The sequence below is a fragment of the Actinoplanes sp. NPDC049598 genome, assembly GCF_040675435.1.
GTDB lineage: Bacteria > Actinomycetota > Actinomycetes > Mycobacteriales > Micromonosporaceae > Actinoplanes.
Genome location: NZ_JBFAOX010000023.1, coordinates 114,170 through 133,751, shown reverse-complemented (window position 1 = coordinate 133,751; position 19,582 = coordinate 114,170). Strand labels below are relative to the sequence as shown.

The window sequence follows — 19,582 nt, the reverse complement described above, 5'->3', positions numbered from 1 at the left end:
GTCGACGAGGCTGTACCCGGTTGTCGACGGAGGTCTGCGGTGCGTGTGCTGGTAGTGGAAGACGAGCGGAACCTCTGTGACGCGATCGCCCGGGGCCTGCGCCGCAAGGGCATGGCGGTCGACGTGGCGTACGACGGCCTCCAGGGCCATGAGATGGCCTATGTGACCCGTTACGACGTGGTGGTGCTCGATCGCGACCTGCCCGGCATGCACGGCGACGAGATCTGCGCGGCGCTGGTCGAGTCAGGGGCCCTCACCCGGGTCCTGATGCTCACCGCCAGCGGCACGGTGGCCGACCGGGTCGAGGGCCTGCAGCTCGGCGCCGACGACTACCTGCCCAAGCCGTTCGCCTTCGACGAGCTGGTGGCCCGGGTCCAGGCGCTCGGCCGGCGAGCCACCCCGGCCGCCCCGCCCGTGCTCACGGTCGGCAACCTCGTGCTCGATCAGACCCGCCGGGTCGTCACCCGCGGCGGCACCCCCATCGACCTGACCAACAAGGAGTTCGGCGTCCTGGAAGAGCTGCTCAAGGCCCGCGGGGGCGTGGTGTCGAGCGAGGAGCTGCTCGAACGCGTCTGGGATGCCAACACCGACCCCTTCACCACGACCGTACGGGTGACCATGATGACGCTGCGCAAGAAGGTCGGCGACCCGCCGCTGATCGAGACCGTGGTCGGCGCGGGCTATCGCGTGCCCGAACCGGTCGTCCTCTCATGACGGTCTACTCCGGCAGCAACCACCGCAGCCTGCGGCTCAGCCTCCGCCCCACCCTGCGCCTGCGGCTCACCCTGCTCAACGGCATCCTGCTCGTCGGCGCCGGGGCCATCCTCGTGCTGCTGGCGTGGCTGCTGGTCAGCGACGTGATGAGCTCCGGCGAGGGCCTGCGCCCGGGCACCCAGGTCGTCCTCGAGAGCGGCGAGATCCGCGACGCGGCCGAGTGGCAGAGCACGATCATCTCCCAAGCCTCCCAGGAAGTGCTGGTCAAAGGCCTGGTCGCGCTGTTCGCGATCGGCATCATCGGCACCGCCGGGGCGTACGCGGTGGCTGGCCGGGCCCTGCGCCCGCTGCACGCGGTGACCCAGACCGCCCGCCGGCTCGGTGAAGAAACGCTCGATCAGCGCATCCGCTACTCCGGGGCCGACGACGAGGTGGCCGAGCTGGCCCGCACCTTCGACGCCATGCTCGACCGGCTGGCCGGCGCCTTCGAATCCCAGAAACGCTTCGTGGCCAACGCCTCCCATGAGCTGCGGACCCCGCTCGCGGTCATGCGCACCGAGATCGACGTGACCCTGAGCGACGACGAGGCCGACGTGGCCGAGTACCGCCGGATGGCCAAGGTCGTCCGCAACGCCTCGGAAAGAGCGAACGGGCTGGTCGACGCGCTGCTCGTGCTGGCCCGCTCCGAAGCCCAGTCGGGTCGCCGCCTGGTCCGCAAGGTCCCGGCCGACCTCTCGATGAGCGTGACCAACGCCCTGTCAGCGGTCCGGGCCGAGGCCGAACGCCTGAAACTCGACGTGACCACCGACCTCCAACCCGCGTCGGTGGTGGGCGACCCGTCGCTGCTCGACCGGCTCGCGGGCAACCTGATCGAGAACGCGATCCGCTACAACCACCTCCTCGGCAGCCTCTGGCTCCGCACCTCGACCGTCGACGGCCACGCCGTGCTGGTCGTCGGCAACACCGGCTACGAGGTCGAGCCGGCCGACGTGCCGGGCCTGTTCGAGCCCTTCCGCCGCGGCGGCTGGGAACGCACCGGCTCCCGCGGCTCGGGCCTGGGCCTGTCCATCGTCCGAGCCGTCTGCGACGCCCACGGCGGCACAGTGTCGGCGGTCGCCCAGGACGGCGGCGGCCTCGAAGTCACGGTGAGACTGCCCACCGCCGACGCCACCCCGGTCGTCGCCGCCACCGCCACCGTCAAACGCGCCAAGGGCCTGGGCGTCGCCCCGTCCCAGTGACGTCAGACGGCGAGGGTGGGGTCGCCGGTTTCGCGGCGGATGGTGCGCCAGCGAGAGAGGCTGATGCCCAGCTCGGCGGCCAGGTCGGCTTCGCTCAGGTCGGGGCGGGCGGTCCTGATCTGCTGGGCCAGCGCGACCGTCTCGGCCGGAGTGCGGCGGGCTCGGGGCGGCTTCTCGGCGCTGACCGTGGTCGTCTCCGGGCGGGTGCGCTGAGCCGGTACCGCACGGCCGGCGCCGACGGGCCGGGAAGCCTCGGCCGCGGAGCGGGGCACGCTGGCGGACGGCCGGGGAGTTTCGGCCGCGGAGCGGGGAGCGCCGGTGGCTGGCCGAGGCGCGTTGCCGGCCGGGCGGCCCTGACGGGTCACGGTCGGGGTGAAGGGCGGGTTGTCGGTGGCCCGGGGAAGGGCCGCCGCCACCTCGGCCAGGGCGGCTGCGGTGGCCGCTCGGCTTCCGGCGCCGGTGCCGGCGTTGCGGGTGGGAGCCGGTATGAGACCGGGCAGTGCGGCCGCCGGATCCGACTCATCGTGCGTGTCGGAAATGTCGGGCAAGCGGGTGATGGTCATTGCTGGCGCGGCGGGCCCGGCAGTCGGCGACGCGGGCGCGGGCGACGCGGCGGGCCCGGCAGTCGGCGAGGCGGGCGCGGGCGACGAGGTGGCAGGGTCGGTGGCGCGCTCCAGGGTGGAGATGCGGCCGCCCAGCTCGACCAGGCAGATGCTGGCTACGACGATCAGGCCGTCCACTGAGAGAGGGAGCAGGTAGGGGGAGGCGCCGGTCTCGCCGTAGCGGGCGGCTACGCCGACCATGTGCCAGTAGGAGACCCAGGCGGCGATGCCGGCGATGATGGCGGTGGAGAGGAAGCGGGCCGCGGCCAGCCAGCGACGGTGGACCGGGACCCGGGAGATGAGCTCGACCGTCAGCAGCAGGGCGAGTGGGGGCCAGGCGGCGATGGCCTGGCTGATCGGGTTGTCCAGGGCGTGCAGGACGTTGGCGACGACCGAGGCGGCGACGCCCAGCAGCAGCGTGGCTCGTACCGCCCAGCGGACGCGGCGCAAGTGCTCCAGGATCACCGCGGCTCTCCTCACTCAGTGATCGGGGCCGGCGGGCGACCGATCGGGGACCCGGCCCATCCTGAACGGTGGAGATGACGCGAACGCCTCCGGAGAACGAACCGTGATCGGTCCGTGCCGGAGGCGTCGCCACTATGTGATCGTGTTGAACGGCGTGTCGGGTTGACTAGCTCTTGCTCTCGACCTGTGCCCGGAGCTTGGGGAACTCGGCCTTGGCGGCTGAAGTCGACTTGAAGTAAGAGATGATCATGCCGAAGCTGCCGTTGTCGGCCCAGGCGCAGAGGGTGAAGTCGGTGCCGGAGGCGTCTCCGCTGCCGCACTTGGCGTAGCCGCCGAGGGCGCCGGTGGGGGCGTCGACGATGTTCTCGATCTTCAGGCCGCCGACGCCGGCGCCGTAGAAGGTCGAGTCGAGCTCCGTCTTCGGGTTGGCGATCGGGACCGCCGCGGCCGCCAGCACCACGATGTCCTTCTCGCCCACCGTGCCGTACAGGGCGCCGATGGCCTTGGTGACCCCGGGCATCGTCTTCAGGCTGGACTCGAGACGCTCGGTCTGCGGCGCGAACTGCTGGTTGGTCAGCTTGGGGCGGCCGCCCAGCTTCGCCGGCTCCACGATCTTGATGGTGGCGGCCGGCGGCTTGGTCGGCTCGGTGGTGGGCGGCGCGGTCGCGGTCTCGGTCGGCTCGACGGTGGAGGTCACGGTCGGCGTCGCGTCCGCGCTGGTGGCCGTCTTGTCGTCGTCCGCGTTCTTGCCGACCAGGTAGAGCGCCACGGAGCCGCCCACGCAGAGCACCAGCACGATGGCGATCGCGGTGAGGACGATCGGCAGCACCTTGTTCTTCTGCTGCGGCGGCGGGGGCGGGGGATATCCCGGCTGGCCGTACGCGGGCTGACCGTACTGCGGCTGCGTGTAGTCACCCGGCGGAGGACCGTACGGAGGCTGCTGCCCGTACTGCGGCTGGGTGTAGTCGGGCTGGCCGGGGGCCGGGTACGCCGTGGTGGGCGGGTACGGCGGCGCGGGCGGCACAGAGCCGGGAGCGTCGGCGGGCGGCTGCTGTCCGGGGTAGGGCTGGTACGGCGGCTGACCCTGGTACGGCGGCTGGCCCGGGTTCGGCGGGTACGGCGGCTGTCCCTGGTACGGCTGGCCGGAGGAGGGCTCGCCCGGATAGGGCTGGCCGGGGTACGGGGGCTGCGACATCGAGCGCTCCATCAATCGGGTACCCACGGAGCCTATCGGCATCCGGCAATGACGCATCTCCCCAGGGAGGAGGAGGTGTGACACACCGAAACGACGATGCCCCGCGCTCACGAAAAGCACGGGGCACCGGTCGTCAAAACGGGATCAGGCGGGCAGCGAGGCCACGCCCTTCGGCAGGAACCGCTTGCCGGTCACCCGCTCGGAGGTGCCACTGCGGTCCAGGTACGGCGTGACGCCCCCCAGGTGCAGCGGGTAGCCGGCGCCGAGGATCATGCACAGGTCGATGTCCTGCGCCTCGGCCACCACGCCCTCGTCGAGCATGAGGCGGATCTCCTCCGCGAGCGCGTCCATCGCCTTCAGCCGTACCTCCTCGGCCGTCAGCGGCGCCGAGCCGCCCTCGATCAGCTCGGCCACGGCCGGGTTGATCTCGTCGTCCACCATGACCGGCAGCTTCGCGTCGACGATCTTCTTCAGGTTCGGCGAGTCGGCGTAGCGATCCGGGAAGGCCCGGTGCAGGGTCTCACCCACGTGGTACGCGACCGCGGGGCCGACCAGCTGTAGCAGCGCGATCGGGCGCATCGGCAGGCCGAGCGGGTCCATCGCCACGTTGACCACGTCGAGCGGGGTGCCGGCGTCGATGGCCTGGAAGATCTCGCTGGTGACCCGGGTCAGGAGCCGGTTGACCACGAACGCCGGGGCGTCCTTGACCAGCACCGACGACTTCTTCAGCTCCTTGCCGACCGCGAACGCCGTGGCCAGCGTCGCGTCGTCGGTCCGCTCGCCGCGGATGATCTCCAGCAGCGGCAGAACCGCCACCGGGTTGAAGAAGTGGAACCCGACGACCCGCTCAGGGTGCTCCAGGCCGGCCGCCTGCTCGGAGACCGACAGCGAGCTGGTGTTGGTGGCCAGGATCGCCTCGGGCGTCACGATCTTCTCGAGCTCGGCCCAGATCTGCTTCTTGAGCTCGAGGTTCTCGAAGACCGCCTCGATCACGAAGTCGGCGTCGGCGAAGACCGACTTGTCGACCGAGCCGCTGACCAGGCCGCGCAGCTTGGCCGCGGTGCCCTCGTCGAGCCGGCGCTTGCTGACCAGCTTGTCGATCTGGTCGATCACGTACTGCACGCCCTTGTCGACCCGCTCCTGGTCGAGGTCGGTCAGCACGACCGGCACCTGCAGGCGGCGGACGAACAGCAGCGCCAGCTGGGAGGCCATCAGGCCGGCGCCGATCACGCCGACCTTGGTCACCTTGCGGGCCAGCGACTTGTCGGGCACGCCGACCGGCCGCTTGGCCCGGCGCTGCACCAGGTCGAACGCGTACAGGCTGGCCCGGGCCTCATCACCCATGATCAGGTCGGCCAGGGCCTGCGTCTCGGCCGCCGTGCCGTCTTCGAACTTCGCGTCCTTGGCCAGCGCCAGCAGCTCCAGGGCCTTGTTGGCGGACGGGACGGCGCCGTGCAGCTTCTCGTCGAGCTGCTGCTTGGCGAAGAAGAGCACGCCCTCCCACATGTCCTGGTCGACCTCGGGCCGCTGGACCGTCAGCTCACCCTTGACCACCGCGGCGGCCCACTCGAGCGAACGCTCCAGGAAGTCGGCCGGCTCGAACAGCTGGTCGGCCACGCCGAGCTCGGCCGCCTGCTTCGGGCGCAGCGTCTTCTGGGTGAGTGGGTTCTGCAGGATCACCTGGGCCGCGCCCGGCACGCCGATCAGGTTGGGCAGCAGCTGGCTGCCACCCCAGCCCGGGACCAGGCCGATCGCGACCTCGGGCAGACCCAGCGCCGCCGCGCCGCCCGAAACCGTACGGTAGTGGCAGTGCAGCGCCACCTCGAGGCCGCCACCCAGCGCCGCGCCGTTGATGAAGGCAAAGGTCGGAATCTTCGAGTCCTTCAGGCGGGCGAAGACCCGATGGCCGAGCTCGCCGAGCTCGACCGCCTGCTCCCGCGAGGTGATGTACGGGATGCCGGTGATGTCGGCTCCCACGCAGAAGATGTACGGCTTGCCGGTCAGCGCGATGAACGCCGGGTCGGCCTCGGTCGCCTTCGTGATCGCCTCGTCCAGCGACCGCAGACCACCCGGGCCGAAGCTGTTCGGCTTCTTGTAGTCCAGGCCGTTGTCCAGCGTGATCAGCGCGGCCTTCTTGTCCAGGCCGGGCACGGCGACCAGGCGGACAAGAGCCTTGGTCACTACCTCAGTCGGGTGCTCGATCACTTCTCGGCGCCTTCCCAGTTCGGGTTCTCCCAGATAACCGTGCCGCCCATGCCGATGCCGACACACATGGCGGTGAGGCCGTACCGGACCTCGGGGTGCTCGGCGAAATGACGCGCGAGCTGCGTCATCAGGCGGACGCCGGACGAGGCCAGCGGGTGGCCGATCGCGATCGCGCCGCCCCACGGGTTGACCCGCGGGTCGTCGTCGGCGATGCCGTAGTGGTCGAGGAACGCCAGCACCTGGATCGCGAACGCCTCGTTCAGCTCGAACAGGCCGATGTCGTCGATGGTCAGGCCGGCCTTCTTCAAGGCCTTCTCGGTCGACGGGATCGGGCCGTACCCCATGATCTCCGGCTCGACGCCGACGAAGCCGTAGCTCACCATCCGCATGGCGACCGGCAGGCCCAGCTCACGGGCGGTCTCCTCGTCGGCCAGCAGGGCGGCCGTGGCGCCGTCGTTGAGGCCGGCGGCGTTACCGGCGGTGACCCGGCCGTGCGGGCGGAACGGGGTCTTGAGGGTGGCGAGCTTCTCCATGGAGGTCTCGCGCGGGGCCTCGTCGGCCGTGGCCAGACCCCAGCCCTCCTCGGTGTTGCGAATGGCGACCGGGACCATGTCCGGCTGCAGCTTGCCGTCGGCGTAGGCCTTGGCCGTCTTCAGCTGGGAATTCAACCCGTAGCGATCCGTCCGCTCCTTGGTGATGTTGGGGAGGCGGTCGTGCAGGTTCTCCGCTGTTGAGCCCATGACCAAAGCGCTGGGGTCGACCAGCTTCTCGGCGAGGATTCGGGGGTTGGGGTCCACGCCCTCGCCCATGGGGTGGTGGCCCATGTGCTCGACGCCGCCGGCGATGGCGATGTCGTAGGCGCCGATCGCGATGCCGCCGGCGACGTTCGTCACCGCGGTCATGGCGCCGGCGCACATGCGGTCGATGGCGTAGCCGGGGACCGTTTTCGGGAGGCCGGAAAGGAGGGCGGCGGTGCGGCCGATGGTCAGGCCCTGGTCGCCGGTTTGAGTGGTGGCGGCGATGGCTACCTCGTCGACCCGGTCTGGGGGGAGCTGCGGGTTGCGGCGCATGAGCTCGCGGATGCAGCGGATTACCAGGTCGTCGGCGCGGGTCTCGGCGTACATGCCGCCGGCCTTGCCGAAGGGGGTGCGGACGCCGTCTACGAAGACGACCTCGCGTATCTCACGGGGCACAGCAAGCCTCCTTGCGGGCGGGCCCGGGGGTTAGGTCTTTGATGCTACTCGTGGGTAACTAAGGGCGGGTAGCGGGTTGCGGAAACGTCACAGCTGGGGGGTGGGGTTTTTGGGGAAGACCCTGGGGCGCTGCCCTAGACCCTGGCCATCGGCTGCGGGGACCCCCAGCGAGAGGTGGGGGTCCCGCTGCGTCGACCGGCGAGGGGATCACAAAGGGGTGGGGTCCGCAAGCACACCCCGCTTGCGGACCCCACCCCTTTGCGATCTGGTCCCTACCTGCCGTCGCAACGGGACCCCCACCCAAACCCCCTCGCTAGAGGGTGGGCTGGGGTTCCGGCAAGGCCTCGGCTAGGCGGTCGGCTAGTAGGACCGTTTGCCAGTTGCGGGCGCCGAAACCCCTGAGGGTGTCGCTGATGGTGTTGGGGGTGACGTCCTCTGGTGGGGACCAGGCCAGGCGGCGGATGTAGTCGGGGCTGATCAGGTTTTCTGGGGGGAGGGTGTGTTCCTCGGCTGTGGTGATTACTACCTGGCGGCAGCGGGCCAGGCGGGCGGCGGCGATGGGGTCGCGCTCGGCCCAGCGGTGGGGAGGGGGCGGGCCCTCTACCGGCTGGTTGATGGGTAGGGCGTCGTCGGGGAGGGCGCGGGCCTCGTCGAGGGCGTCGAGCCAGACGCGGGCCAGGCGGCGGACCGAGCGGCCGCCGAAGCCGGGGATGGCCAGGAGGGTGCGCTCGTCCTTGGGGTCCTGCTCGGCGGCGGCGACTATGGCCGAGTCGGGTAGGACTCGGCCGGGGGCTGAGTCTCGTCTTGCGGCGACGCTGTCACGGGCGTACCAGAGGGCGCGGACGCGGGACTGGGCCCGTGCGCCGCGGACGCGGTGTATTCCGGAAGTCCGGCGCCAAGGGTCGGGGCGGACCTTCGGGGGGCGGTCGGCGGAGGCGACCAGGGCGGCGAACTCCTCGGCGGCCCACGCCGACTTGCCCTGGCGGTCCAGCTCGGCGGCCAGGTGGTCGCGGAGATCCGTCAGGAGCTCCACGTCCAGGGCGGCGTAGGTGAGCCAGGACTCGGGGAGAGGGCGCGTGGACCAGTCGGCCGCGGAGTGGTGCTTCTCCAGGGAGTAGCCGAGCAGCTGCTCCGTCAGGGCGGCCAGGCCGACGCGTTCGAAGCCGGCTAGGCGGGCGGCCAGCTCGGTGTCGAACAGGCGCCTCGGCTTCATGCCGATCTCGGCCAGGCAGGCTAGGTCCTGGCTTGCAGCATGCAGCACCCACTCGCTGTCGGCCAGGGCCTCGTCGAGGGTGCGCAGGTCGTCCAGGGGGAGCGGGTCGATCAGGACGGTGCCGGCGCCGGCCCGCCGCAGCTGGACCAGGTAGGCGCGCTGGGTGTAGCGGTAGCCGGAAGCCCGCTCGGCGTCCACGGCGACCGGGCCGGTGCCGGAAGCCATGCGGGCGACCACGTCGGCCAGCTCGCCGGAGGTCTCCACGGGGCGCGGCGTGCCGTCTCGGGGCGCGGTCAGGGGGACACTGGGGGCGGGCGTGGCGTCAGGACCACCAGACGTCGGGTCGGGCGGCTCGGCGTGCGGTCGTCCGTCCCTTGCGGGCTCCGGTGCGTCCCGACGGAGCAGGGGTGCGTCGTCGGTCACTCCGTAACCGTACGGGGAGGCCACCCCACGCGCGCGCAGCCGGGTCCCGGCGCGCCGATTCTCGATCTACGACTGGGGCCGGCCCGACTGATCCGGAGGGCGTTCTGGTCCGTACTACCTCTCGCAGCGCCGCATACCCGGGAGGCCGCGCCGGATGACCATGACCTTCGAACCCTTCACGCCCGCCGGCACCACGGGGGAGCAGCGCCGGTACGACGGGCGGCGCCGGGCGGACGAGCCCGCGGGCGCCCCGGCCTGGCAGGAGGCGCCGCCGCGGCGGGAGGAGCCGGCCCGCTGGAACGAGCCGGCGAGCGACCCCTGGGGCGAGCCCCGCACCCAGCAATGGGGGCAGCCGCAGGAGCAAGGGTGGGTCGAGGATCCGCAGTGGCAGGTGCCGCAGCAACGGCAGGCGCCGGCACCCCGCTGGCACGAGGAAGTGGCCCCGCCGGTCCCGGTGACGGCCGAACCCGAGCCGGCGTCGCGGCGCGCGCCGGCCGCCGGGCGGGTCAAGCCGGTCGCGATCGGCCTGGTGGTGCTCCTGCTGCTGGTGGCGGGCTGGCAGGCGTACCGCATCGAATCGATGAGTGACCACAACCAGAGCCTGGCCTCCGGGCTGGCCGCCGAGAAGGACCGGACCGACCAGCTGGAGAAGAAACTGGCCGGGGTCTTCGACCCCGAAGGGGTCTCGTCGAAGGTGCTGCCCAGCGTGTTCCGGGTGCGCGCGGGCAACTTCACCGGGACGGCCTTCTCGGTCGGCAAGAAGGCCAAGGGCAACGAGTCCAACCTGATGACGAACTACCACGTGGTGGCCGAGGTGTGGACCGACGGCGGGCGCAAGGTGTCGCTCGAACGCGGCACTACCAAGATCAACGCGACCATCGTCGACGTGGACAAGGCCAAGGACCTGGCGCTGCTGCACGCCGACACGAAGATCGCCGGGCTGGCCACGGCGCCGGCCACGGTCAAGCCGGGTCAGCAGGTGGTCGTGGTGGGCGCGCCGCTCGGGCTCGACGACACGGTGACGACCGGCGTGATCAGCGCCTACCGGCCGGACGACACGGACGGGCCGACGATCCAGTTCGACGCCCCGATCAACCCGGGCAACTCGGGCGGGCCGGTCGTGAACGCGAGCGAGCAGGTGGTCGGGCTGGCTACGGCCAAGGCCAAGGACGCCGAGGGGATCGGCCTGGCCATCCCGATCAAGACGGCCTGCGAGACCTTTACGGTGTGTTAGCTCGTTGGTTCTGACCGAGGAGAGCCACTCCCGGCGGCGGCAGACCCGCGGTTGAGGCGAGCATGTCGCACCAGCCCAGGAGATGGGCGGTGAAGTCGGTGGCGGTGGGGGTCCAGGAGGCGCGGACCTCCAGGTCGGCGGTGGGGGCGGGGCCGGCCAGCTCGCCGAAGCGGGTCGAGGTGGTCTGGGTGATCGTGCCGCCGATGGCCGTGTAGGCGGCCGCGTGCTGGGCCAGGCCGTCGGTGAGCCACGTCCACGCGACCTCGGGCAGCAGCGGGTCGTCGGCCAGGTCGGCCTCGAGCTCGGCCGTGACCAGCGTGACCAGGCGGATGTCGCCGTGCCAGGCCTCGTGGCCGGCCGGGTCGTGCAGCAGGATCAGCCGGCCCCCGGCCACCTCGTCGCCGGAGCGCAGCACGGTGGCGCTGAGCGCGAACGCGTACGGGGCGAGCTTCTGCGGCGCCGTGATCTCCTCGAGGAGGATCTCGGGCCGTGGCGCCGGGGCCCGCAGGCCGGCGACCGCGCGGGCGAACGCCGGAGGTTCAGCGGAGGGGGACGCCATGGGGGAAGACTATGCCGCCGCCGCGTGTGAGTAGCCGATCGGCGCGCCCCGCGTGTCGTGGCACGATGGCGCGGTGACCACAGTCTTGAACGATTCGCCCTTCGTGCGGGCCTGCCGCGGCCTCGACGTGCCGCACACCCCGGTCTGGTTCATGCGGCAGGCCGGGCGGTCGCTGCCCGAGTACCGCAAGATCCGCGAGGGCATCGGCATGCTCGACTCGTGCCGGCGTCCCGACCTGGTCACCGAGATCACCCTGCAGCCGGTACGCCGGCACAACGTGGACGCCGCGATCCTGTTCAGCGACATCGTCGTGCCGATCGCGGCCGCCGGCATCGACCTGGACATCGTGGCCGGCACGGGCCCGGTCGTGGCCGAGCCGGTGCGCACCCCGGCCGACGTCGAGCGGCTGCGGCCGATCACCTCCGACGACGTCGGCTTCGTCGCCGAGTCGGTTCGGCTGCTGGTCGAGGAGCTGGGCCACACCCCGCTGATCGGCTTCGCGGGCGCGCCGTTCACGCTGGCCAGCTATCTGATCGAGGGCGGCCCGTCCCGGACCTACCTCAAGACCAAGGCCATGATGTACGGCGAGCCGCAGCTGTGGAACGCGTTGATGAGCCGCCTGGCCGACATCACGCTGGCCTTCCTGCGCACCCAGATCGAGGCCGGGGTCAGCGCGGTCCAGCTGTTCGACTCGTGGGCCGGCGCGCTCAGCGAGGCCGACTACCGCGAGCACGTCCTGCCGCACTCGTCGCGGGTGCTGACCGGGCTGGCCGGCGCCGGCGTGCCGCGCATCCACTTCGGTGTCGGCACGGCGGTGCTGCTGGAGGCGATGGGCGAGGCCGGGGCCGACGTGGTCGGGGTCGACTGGCGCACGCCACTCGATCGGGCGACGAAGGTGATCGGGCCGTCGAGATCGGTGCAGGGCAACCTCGACCCGGCCGTGCTCTTCGCCGGCCGCGAGGTCGTCGAGCGGGAGGCCCGCCGGGTCCTCGAGCAGGGCCGGGCGGCCCCCGGGCACGTGTTCAACCTCGGTCACGGCGTGCTCCCCGAGACCGACCCGGACGCGCTGACCAGGCTGGTGGCGTTCGTCCACGAGACGTCCGCCTCGTAGGTCACAGTCGGCGACCCCCGCCGATGCGGCGGGGGCGCCACCTGGGAGGGTGAAAGGCGTGCGGAAGCGGGTGGCGGTCATCGGAGGCGGCATCGCCGGCCTCGCCGCGGCCGTGCGCCTGCGCGACCTGACGCCACCCGACACCGAGATCATCGTGTATGAGCAGGGCGGCGTGCTCGGCGGCAAGCTGCGCACCGGCGAGCTGGGCGGGGTGACCGTCGAGCGGGGCGCCGAGTCGTTTCTGATGTCGGGCTCGGACGGGGCCGAGTCGGCCGCCGTGGGCCTGGTCAAGCGGCTCGGGCTGGGCGCGGCGATCAAGCATCCGGCCCGGGTGCCGGCCGCGCTGGCGATCGGCGGCCGGCTCGCGCCGATGCCCGGGGGCACGCTGGTCGGCGTACCGGGGGATCTGACCCAGCTCGGCGACGTGGCGCACCCGGACGCCCGGCGCGACCACGACGCGGGCCGTCCGCTGCTCGCCGCCGGCGAAGATGTAGCGGTCGGGGCGCTGGTGCGGGAGCGCTATGGCGACGAGGTCGTGGACCGGCTCGTCGATCCGATGCTCGGCGGGGTTTATGCGGGACGCGCCGACGGGCTGTCCCTGCAGGTGACGATGCCGCAGCTGGCGCGGACGGCCCGGGTCGAGCACACCCTGCAGGCCGCCGTGCGGGCCGCGCAGAAGGCGAGCCGGCGGGTGCCCGGCCGGCCGATCTTCGGTGCGGTCGAGGGCGGCATGAGCCGGCTGGTGGGTGCGGCGGCGTCGGCCAGTGGCGCCCGGATCAGCCTGGGCCTGCCGGTCCGCGAGATCGCCCGCACTCAGCACGGGTGGCGGCTGCTGCTGGGGCCGGTGCCGGCGCCGCAGACCGATGATGTCGACGCTGTCGTTCTGGCCGTCCCGGCCGCCCCGGCTGCGAGGCTTTTGTCCGGTATTTCATCGGTCGCCTCCGAGGCTGTCGGCGACCTGGACTACGCCAGCGTGGCTTTGGTGGGGTTGGCTCTGCCGCCCGGCACTCCTCTTCCGGATCTGTCCGGATTCTTAGTGCCGCCGAGCGAGGGCACGCTGGTCAAGGCGGCTACCTTTTTCACGACGAAGTGGACTCTGCCGGGCGACGGCCCGGTGATCGTGCGGGCCTCCCTGGGCCGGGCCGGCGAAGAGGAGCGGCTGCAGTTCGACGACGCGGTGCTGCTGCAGCGCGCGCTGGACGATCTGGCCCGGCTCATCGGCGACGAGCTCCCGCCGCCGGCCGTCTCGTGGGTGCAGCGCTGGGGCGGTGGCCTGCCGCAGTACGCGCCGGGCCACGTCGACCGGGTGGCGGCGGCCCGGGCCGCCCTGCCGCCGGGGCTGGCGCTGGCCGGGGCGGCGTTCGACGGGATCGGCATCCCGGTCTGCATCGCCAGCGGTGAGAAGGCCGCGGAAGACGTGAGCAAGGCTCTGGAGGGTTAGGGATGACTGAGCAGACCAACGCGGCGCGGCTCAACGAGCTGAACGCGACGATCCGGTACACGATGTGGTCGGTCTTCCGGGCGTCGACGCCGCTGCCGGCATTGCGTGACGAGGTGGCCTCGGAGGTCGACGGCCTCTTCGAGCAGCTCGACGCCAAGGGCGTCACGATCCGCGGCACGTACGACGTGGCCGGTCTGCGCGCCGACGCCGACGTGATGATCTGGTGGCACTCCGAGTCCTCGGACGCGCTGCAGGAGGCGTACAGCCTGTTCCGCCGGACCGCGCTGGGCCGGCACCTGGCCCCGGTCTGGTCGCAGATGGCGCTGCACCGCCCGGCCGAGTTCAACAAGAGCCACATCCCGGCCTTCCTGGCCGGCGAGGAGGCTCGCCCCTACCTCTGCGTCTATCCGTTCGTGCGGTCGTACGAGTGGTACCTGTTGCCCGACGCCGAGCGGCGCCAGATGCTGGCCGAGCACGGCAAGCTGGCCCGCGGCTACCCGGACGTGCGGGCCAACACGGTCGCCTCGTTCGCGCTGGGCGACTACGAGTGGATGCTGGCGTTCGAGGCCGACGAGCTCTACCGCATCGTCGACCTCATGCGGGACCTGCGGGCGTCCGAGGCGCGGCGGCACGTGCGCGAGGAGGTTCCGTTCTACACGGGCCGCCGGCGCTCGGTCGGCGAGATCGTCGCTACGCTGCCGTAGCCCCGTCCGGCCACCCCGCCACCGCCCTAAGCCGGAGTGAACTCTCTCTTCATGGGCACGTGCGGGATGCCGTCTTCCAGGTATTCCGGACCGGTCTGCTCAAAGCCGAACTTGGCGTAGAAATCGGATAGATGCGCTTGGGCGTGCAGGACGCTCGGGCGGTTTCCGATGATTTTCAGCGCTTCGGCGATGAGCCGGCCGGCCAGCCCGGCCCCGCGCGCGTTCTTAGCGGTGACGACGCGGCCGATCCGCTGCACGTCGCCATCATCCAGGATGCGGAGATAGGCCTTTACGTCCGTTTTGTCGGCGAACCACAGATGTCTCGTGCCGGGCTCGTCGTCGCGCCCGTCGAGATCGCCGTACGCGCACTCCTGCTCGACCACGAAGACGTCGGCGCGCAGTTTGAGGATCGCGTACAGCGTCGTCGTGTCGAGGTCTCGGAACGAGGCCGACCTGAACTCGTCATGTTGTTCCGGTTGCATGTCCGCAGCGTAGGCGGCACGGCGTCACCCGTAACGTCGCCGTCCGTTGTACCGATGGAAGCCCGAGGTGTGGAGACCTTAATGATCAAGACAAGCAAGCTCTTCGGCAACAAGACCCGGGTGACCTTCTGCGTGCCCGAGGCGCTGGTCGAGGGCAAGGTCAGCGTGGTCGGCACGTTCAACGAGTGGGAGCCGGGCCGGCACGAGCTCAAGCCGCGCCGCGACGGCACCCGCACCGTCAGCGTGACCGTCGGGCCGGGTCACTACCGGTTCCGCTACCTGGCCACCGGCGGCGTCTGGTTCGACGACGAGCTCGGCGGCGAACTGAAGGTGTAATGCTTTTCGCGGTTTCGGCCGGATTGCACCGGGGATTGGCTTGACTTGGCAAGCAGATCACCAGGAGGCAATCATGGCCGGAACTCGGCTTGCAGTCATCTACTACTCGTCCACCGGGACCATCCACAAGATGGCCGAGCGGGTCGCCGAAGCCGGCGAGAAGGCCGGCGCCGAGGTGCGGCTGCGCCAGGTGGCCGAGCTCGCGCCGGCCGAGGCGATCGCCTCCAACGCGGCGTGGAGCCAGCACTTCGACAGGACCAAGGACGAGCCCAAGGCGACCGCCGACGACGTGGTCTGGGCCGACGCCGTGCTGTTCGGCACACCGACCCGCTACGGCAATGTGGCCAGCCAGCTCAAGCAGTTCATCGACACGCTCGGCCCCCAGTGGGCGCAGGGTCTGCTGGCGAACAAGGCCTACGCCGGGTTCACCGCCTCGCAGACGGCCCATGGCGGTCAGGAGACCACGCTGACCGCGCTCTACAACACGATCATCCACTTCGGCGGCATCCTCGTTCCGCCGGGCTACACCGACCCGCTCAAGTTCGCCGACGGCAACCCGTACGGCGTCTCGCACGTCACCGGCGCCACCAACGACGCCCCGCTCGGCGACGCGCAACTGGCCGCCCTGGATCACCTCGCCCAGCGGATCGTCTCGATCGCCGGCAAGCTGAAATCCGACTAAGCCTCATATTTGCCGTTAATCTGACTGCATGACCACGTACGAGACCGCCGACCTGCACACCCGGGTCGCCCGGTATGAAGCCGCCCTGGAAGAGTTGCGGGCGGCGCACCAGGACGTCCGCGCCGTCCTGCAGGATCAGATCCTCTACGAGCGGTGGCAGCAGCTCGGCGGCGACCTCGGGTTCGTCGTCAACCAGCCGCCCCCGCCCGACCAGACCCGATCCCAGCGGGACCTGCAGTCGCTCAACGAGCACATCCCGCAGATGTCGGACAGCTGGGCCAGTTAGTTCACCCCCGCCACCGGGGTGGTGCCGATTGCCGGCCGCGATCGGTGACCCGCCGGGTGGCCGCGTCTTCAAGGTGCGGGCGCCCGGCGGGTAGGTTGGCTGCCATGCCCGTCGACACCCAGTACGAGGACCTGCTGCGCCGGGTCCTGACCACCGGCACCCCGAAAAGCGACCGCACCGGCACGGGCACGGTGAGCCTGTTCGGCGAGCGCCTGCGGTACGACTTGTCGGCCGGCTTCCCGCTGATCACCACCAAGCGGGTGCACTTCAAGTCGCTGGCGGTCGAGCTGCTGTGGTTCCTGCGCGGCGACAGCAACGTGGGCTGGCTGCGGGACAACGGCGTGACGATCTGGGACGAGTGGGCCGCTCCGGACGGCGAGCTCGGCCCGGTCTACGGGGTGCAGTGGCGCTCCTGGCCGACGCCCGACGGCGGTCACGTCGACCAGATCAGCGGCGTCCTGGAGACGCTGCGCCGCGACCCCGACTCGCGCCGCATGATCGTGTCGGCCTGGAACGTGGCCGACCTGCCGGAGATGGCGCTGGCCCCGTGCCACGCGATGTTCCAGTTCTATGTGGCCGACGGCCGGCTCTCGTGCCAGCTCTACCAGCGCAGCGCCGACCTGTTCCTGGGCGTGCCGTTCAACATCGCCAGCTACGCGCTGCTCACCCGGATGGTGGCCGACCAGGCGGGGCTGCTGCCGGGCGATTTCATCTGGGTCGGTGGCGACTGCCACATCTACAACAACCACTTCGAGCAGGTGAGGACGCAGCTCACCCGCGATCCCTTCGAGTTCCCGTCCTTGAAGATCGCCGCGGCGCCGTCGCTGTTCGATTACAAATACTCCGATTTCGAGGTCGTGGGCTACCAGCACCACCCCGGGCTGAAGGCGCCCGTCGCCGTATGACCGTGCACATGATCTGGGCCGAGGCGCACGACCGCGTGGTGGGAGCCAAGGGCGAGATCCCGTGGCGGCTCCCCGAGGACCAGCGCCTGTTCCGTACGAGGACCAGCGGGGCCACGGTCGTCATGGGGCGCGCGACCTGGGACTCACTGCCGGTGAAGTTCCGCCCGCTGCCGGGGCGGCGCAACGTGGTGCTGACGCGTGACCCTTCGTGGTCAGCCGAAGGGGCCGAGGTGGCGCACTCGGTGGACGAGGTGGACCTCACGGGCGAGGTCTGGATCATGGGCGGGCAGGCGGTGTACGAGGCCTTTCTGCCCCGGGCCGGGCACATCCTGCGTACCCGCCTGGACCTGGTTGTTCCCGGCGACACCTACGCCCCCGAGCTGGGTGACGGGTGGGTCGTCAGCTCCTCGACGGGCTGGCAGACTTCCGGGAACGGCCTGCGGTACGTGGTGGAGGAATTGGTTCGCACCGAGCAAGCGTCACGGCCTGGGAAGACATCCGAGGCGAGGAAGGGCTAGTCTTCCGGCCGACGGATGACCGGCGCAGCAGGAAGAGGTCACTACATGTTCGCGTCACCGGTGGCACTCTCCGTGGTCACGCCGATGTTCAACGAGCGCGAGGCGGTCGACCACTTCGTGGCCCGGCTCCGGCCCGTGCTCGACGGGCTCGGCGAGACCTACGAGGTCGTGGCCGTGGACGACGGCAGCAGCGACGCGACCGTCTCGCGCCTCATGCAGCTGCGCGCCGACTGGCCCCAGCTGCGCATCGTGGCGCTGCGGCGCAACGTCGGCCACCAGACCGCCCTGCGCGCCGGCCTGCGGGCTTCCAAGGGCGCGTACGTGGTGAGCATCGACGCCGACCTGCAGGACCCGCCCGAGACGATCGGCGAGATGCTCGCGACCGCGCGCCGCGAGAAGGTCGACGTGGTCTACGGCGTGCGCAGCGACCGCAGCACCGACACGGCGTTCAAGCGGCAGACCGCCGGCCTGTACTACCGGGTGATGCGCAAGCTGGTCGGGCCGTGGGTGTCGGACCAGGCCGGTGACTTTCGCCTGGTCAGCCGCGCGGTGGTCGACGTGCTGAACGCGCTGCCGGAGCCGCGCCCGGTCTACCGGCTGATCGTGCCGTCGCTGGGCTTCAGCAGCGCCGAGGTGTCGTACGTGCGGGCCGAGCGGGTGGCGGGTGAGACGAAGTACCCGCTGTCGAAGATGATCAAGTTGACGCTGGACAGCATCACCAGCTTCTCGGCGGCCCCGCTGAAGATCGCGACCTGGCTGGGCATGCTGAGCTTCTTCGTCTGCCTCGTGCTGATGATCGTCGCCCTGGTCACCTGGATCGCCGGCTCGGTCGTGCCCGGCTGGACGTCCCTTTACCTGGCCGTGCTGCTGCTCGGCGGCATCCAGCTGATCTGCCTGGGCCTGCTCGGCGAGTACATCGGCCGCATCTACGCGGCCAGCCAGGGCCGGCCGCCGTTCCTGGTGGCCTTCGACACCGCCGCCCTCGACGTCACCCAGATCGCCACCCCGGTCCCGGGCGGCCCGATCGACGACGACGGCGTGGAAGCGGTGGAGCTGGCCGGCCAGGCGCCGGTGAGGCGTCAGCCGGCCTGATCCTGCGGCCTCAGGCCTTCGGCTCGAGGCGGATCGACAGGCTGTTGACGCAGTGGCGGGTGTTCTTCTCGGTCATGTGCTCGCCGCGGAAGACGTGGCCCAGGTGCGAGTCGCAGTTGGCGCAGCGGATCTCCGTACGGACCATGCCGTGGCTGTAGTCGTTGATCTCCTTGATCGCGCCGGGGAGGGCGTCGTCGAACGACGGCCAGCCGCAGTGCGAGTCGAACTTGTCGCTGCTCGGGTAGAGCGCGGCGCCGCACGCGCGGCAGTTGTACATGCCCTCGGTCTTGGTGTCGACATACTCACCGGACCAGGGGGCCTCGGTGCCCGCCTGGCGAAGGACCCGGAACTCGTCGGGGGACAGGCGGACCCGCCACTCGTCCTCGGTGGTGGGCAGGGTGGTCTCGTTCGTTGCCATGCTTCAAAGGTACGACGCACTCGGCGTGCGGCCCGGGGTCTCGGCCCGGCCGTTGAACCAAAACATGGATGCATCCGCGGCCATGTTCCGGCCCACCTGGCAGCAGGCCCTCGGGCGAGGGCTCTATCTCGGATCGATCGCGAACGTCGGCGTGCTGCTGTTCTTCGTGATCGCGACCTGGGCCGATGCCATCTCGCCACCCGGTACGGGGTGGGCCGTGGTGTCGGTCGGGCCCGCGGTGGCGGGCGCGCTGATCGGGCTGGCGGCCCGCGGGCGTACGGGCACGCAGGTCAGCTCGGGTGGCATCCGCACCCGGTCGGTGTTCGCGGACGGCGTAGCCCGGTGGGCTGATGTGGCCGACATGCGGGCCGAGCGGCGGGGCGCCCGGATGGTGGTCTCGGTCTATCTGCGTGACGGGGCCAGCGTGCAGCTGCGCGCCCCGTACAGCGGTGGTTTCTTCGCGGCGGACCCCAAGTTCGAGGGCAAAATGTTCGCTTTGTCCCATCTGTGGCGGAGTCACCGTTTCGGTGGTCTTCCGGGATGATGACCCGCCGGGGGCGGTTACA

General features: G+C 71.0%; 21 protein-coding genes. 13 read left to right on the top strand and 8 right to left on the bottom strand.

What is annotated here, in order from left to right; genetic code table 11:
* Positions 1 to 39: 39 nt before the first annotated feature.
* Together AB0J66_RS37985 and AB0J66_RS37980 are read left to right on the top strand one after the other, a co-directional pair.
* The gene (locus AB0J66_RS37985; protein ID WP_364671663.1) at positions 40 to 714 is read left to right on the top strand and encodes a response regulator transcription factor; all 675 of its coding nucleotides are present in this window, start codon (positions 40 to 42) and stop codon (positions 712 to 714) included.
* Positions 711 to 1,952: a HAMP domain-containing sensor histidine kinase gene (locus AB0J66_RS37980; protein ID WP_364671660.1), complete on the top strand. Its 1,242-nt coding sequence runs from the start codon at positions 711 to 713 to the stop codon at positions 1,950 to 1,952. Before AB0J66_RS37985 ends, AB0J66_RS37980 begins: the two co-directional genes overlap by 4 nt.
* Before the next feature lie 2 nt (positions 1,953 to 1,954).
* Here the strand turns inward: AB0J66_RS37980 and AB0J66_RS37975 are convergent, their stop codons facing one another.
* The 5 genes from AB0J66_RS37975 to AB0J66_RS37955 all read right to left on the bottom strand — a co-directional run bounded on the left by AB0J66_RS37975 (position 1,955) and on the right by AB0J66_RS37955 (position 9,230).
* Positions 1,955 to 3,019, bottom strand: coding sequence for a DUF2637 domain-containing protein (locus AB0J66_RS37975; protein WP_364671657.1), 1,065 nt, complete (start codon positions 3,017 to 3,019; stop codon positions 1,955 to 1,957).
* 166 nt (positions 3,020 to 3,185) lie between these two features.
* The gene (locus tag AB0J66_RS37970; protein ID WP_364671654.1) at positions 3,186 to 4,214 is read right to left on the bottom strand and encodes a hypothetical protein; all 1,029 of its coding nucleotides are present in this window, start codon (positions 4,212 to 4,214) and stop codon (positions 3,186 to 3,188) included.
* A gap of 144 nt (positions 4,215 to 4,358) precedes the next feature.
* Positions 4,359 to 6,419 carry a 3-hydroxyacyl-CoA dehydrogenase NAD-binding domain-containing protein gene (locus tag AB0J66_RS37965; protein ID WP_364671651.1) on the bottom strand — a complete coding sequence of 687 codons (2,061 nt, stop codon included), beginning with the start codon at positions 6,417 to 6,419 and terminating at the stop codon, positions 4,359 to 4,361.
* Positions 6,416 to 7,612 carry a thiolase family protein gene (locus AB0J66_RS37960; protein WP_364671649.1) on the bottom strand — a complete coding sequence of 399 codons (1,197 nt, stop codon included), beginning with the start codon at positions 7,610 to 7,612 and terminating at the stop codon, positions 6,416 to 6,418. Before AB0J66_RS37960 ends, AB0J66_RS37965 begins: the two co-directional genes overlap by 4 nt.
* 313 nt (positions 7,613 to 7,925) lie before the next feature.
* Positions 7,926 to 9,230, bottom strand: coding sequence for a ribonuclease D (locus AB0J66_RS37955; RefSeq protein WP_364671706.1), 1,305 nt, complete (start codon positions 9,228 to 9,230; stop codon positions 7,926 to 7,928).
* 178 nt (positions 9,231 to 9,408) lie between these two features.
* Between AB0J66_RS37955 and AB0J66_RS37950 the strand changes: the two genes are divergently transcribed.
* The gene (locus tag AB0J66_RS37950; RefSeq protein WP_364671646.1) at positions 9,409 to 10,482 is read left to right on the top strand and encodes a trypsin-like peptidase domain-containing protein; all 1,074 of its coding nucleotides are present in this window, start codon (positions 9,409 to 9,411) and stop codon (positions 10,480 to 10,482) included.
* Here AB0J66_RS37950 and AB0J66_RS37945 read toward each other — a convergent pair.
* Positions 10,469 to 11,041 carry a DUF3000 domain-containing protein gene (locus AB0J66_RS37945; RefSeq protein ID WP_364671643.1) on the bottom strand — a complete coding sequence of 191 codons (573 nt, stop codon included), beginning with the start codon at positions 11,039 to 11,041 and terminating at the stop codon, positions 10,469 to 10,471. The two genes, AB0J66_RS37950 and AB0J66_RS37945, sit on opposite strands and share 14 nt — an antisense overlap.
* Before the next feature lie 73 nt (positions 11,042 to 11,114).
* On the opposite strand from AB0J66_RS37945, the gene hemE reads away from it, so the two are divergent.
* The 3 genes from hemE to hemQ are packed head-to-tail and all read left to right on the top strand — an operon-like array spanning position 11,115 to position 14,297.
* The gene (hemE, locus tag AB0J66_RS37940) at positions 11,115 to 12,152 is read left to right on the top strand and encodes a uroporphyrinogen decarboxylase (RefSeq protein WP_364671640.1); all 1,038 of its coding nucleotides are present in this window, start codon (positions 11,115 to 11,117) and stop codon (positions 12,150 to 12,152) included.
* A 58-nt stretch (positions 12,153 to 12,210) separates the two neighbouring features.
* Entirely contained in the window at positions 12,211 to 13,593 is a 1,383-nt protein-coding gene (hemG, locus tag AB0J66_RS37935) for a protoporphyrinogen oxidase (protein WP_364671637.1), read from the top strand.
* Positions 13,594 to 13,595: 2 nt separating this feature from the next.
* Positions 13,596 to 14,297 (top strand): hydrogen peroxide-dependent heme synthase, encoded by a 702-nt coding sequence (hemQ, locus tag AB0J66_RS37930; protein ID WP_364671634.1) that lies wholly within the window; start codon positions 13,596 to 13,598, stop codon positions 14,295 to 14,297.
* 26 nt (positions 14,298 to 14,323) lie between these two features.
* Here the strand turns inward: hemQ and AB0J66_RS37925 are convergent, their stop codons facing one another.
* Positions 14,324 to 14,779 carry a GNAT family N-acetyltransferase gene (locus AB0J66_RS37925; RefSeq protein ID WP_364671631.1) on the bottom strand — a complete coding sequence of 152 codons (456 nt, stop codon included), beginning with the start codon at positions 14,777 to 14,779 and terminating at the stop codon, positions 14,324 to 14,326.
* An 81-nt stretch (positions 14,780 to 14,860) separates the two neighbouring features.
* On the opposite strand from AB0J66_RS37925, the gene AB0J66_RS37920 reads away from it, so the two are divergent.
* From AB0J66_RS37920 to AB0J66_RS37895, 6 genes are all read left to right on the top strand, one after another.
* Positions 14,861 to 15,115, top strand: a complete 255-nt coding sequence (locus tag AB0J66_RS37920) for a glycoside hydrolase family 13 (protein WP_364671628.1) — start codon at positions 14,861 to 14,863, stop codon at positions 15,113 to 15,115.
* 73 nt (positions 15,116 to 15,188) lie between these two features.
* Positions 15,189 to 15,797, top strand: coding sequence for an NAD(P)H:quinone oxidoreductase (wrbA, locus tag AB0J66_RS37915; RefSeq protein WP_364671625.1), 609 nt, complete (start codon positions 15,189 to 15,191; stop codon positions 15,795 to 15,797).
* A 28-nt stretch (positions 15,798 to 15,825) separates the two neighbouring features.
* On the top strand, positions 15,826 to 16,083 hold the full coding sequence (locus AB0J66_RS37910; RefSeq protein WP_364671622.1) for a hypothetical protein: 258 nt from the start codon (positions 15,826 to 15,828) through the stop codon (positions 16,081 to 16,083).
* Between the two features lie 104 nt (positions 16,084 to 16,187).
* The gene (locus tag AB0J66_RS37905) at positions 16,188 to 16,988 is read left to right on the top strand and encodes a thymidylate synthase (protein ID WP_364671619.1); all 801 of its coding nucleotides are present in this window, start codon (positions 16,188 to 16,190) and stop codon (positions 16,986 to 16,988) included.
* The gene (locus AB0J66_RS37900) at positions 16,985 to 17,506 is read left to right on the top strand and encodes a dihydrofolate reductase (RefSeq protein ID WP_364671616.1); all 522 of its coding nucleotides are present in this window, start codon (positions 16,985 to 16,987) and stop codon (positions 17,504 to 17,506) included. The genes AB0J66_RS37905 and AB0J66_RS37900 overlap by 4 nt, the downstream gene beginning before the upstream one ends.
* A 45-nt stretch (positions 17,507 to 17,551) precedes the next feature.
* Complete coding sequence (locus tag AB0J66_RS37895; RefSeq protein ID WP_364671614.1) at positions 17,552 to 18,598, top strand: glycosyltransferase family 2 protein; 1,047 nt, start codon at positions 17,552 to 17,554, stop codon at positions 18,596 to 18,598.
* 10 nt (positions 18,599 to 18,608) lie between these two features.
* Here the strand turns inward: AB0J66_RS37895 and msrB are convergent, their stop codons facing one another.
* The gene (gene msrB, locus AB0J66_RS37890; RefSeq protein ID WP_364671611.1) at positions 18,609 to 19,016 is read right to left on the bottom strand and encodes a peptide-methionine (R)-S-oxide reductase MsrB; all 408 of its coding nucleotides are present in this window, start codon (positions 19,014 to 19,016) and stop codon (positions 18,609 to 18,611) included.
* Positions 19,017 to 19,080: 64 nt separating this feature from the next.
* Between msrB and AB0J66_RS37885 the strand changes: the two genes are divergently transcribed.
* Positions 19,081 to 19,560 (top strand): PH domain-containing protein, encoded by a 480-nt coding sequence (locus tag AB0J66_RS37885; RefSeq protein WP_364671608.1) that lies wholly within the window; start codon positions 19,081 to 19,083, stop codon positions 19,558 to 19,560.
* The last annotated feature ends 22 nt before the right edge of the window (positions 19,561 to 19,582 follow it).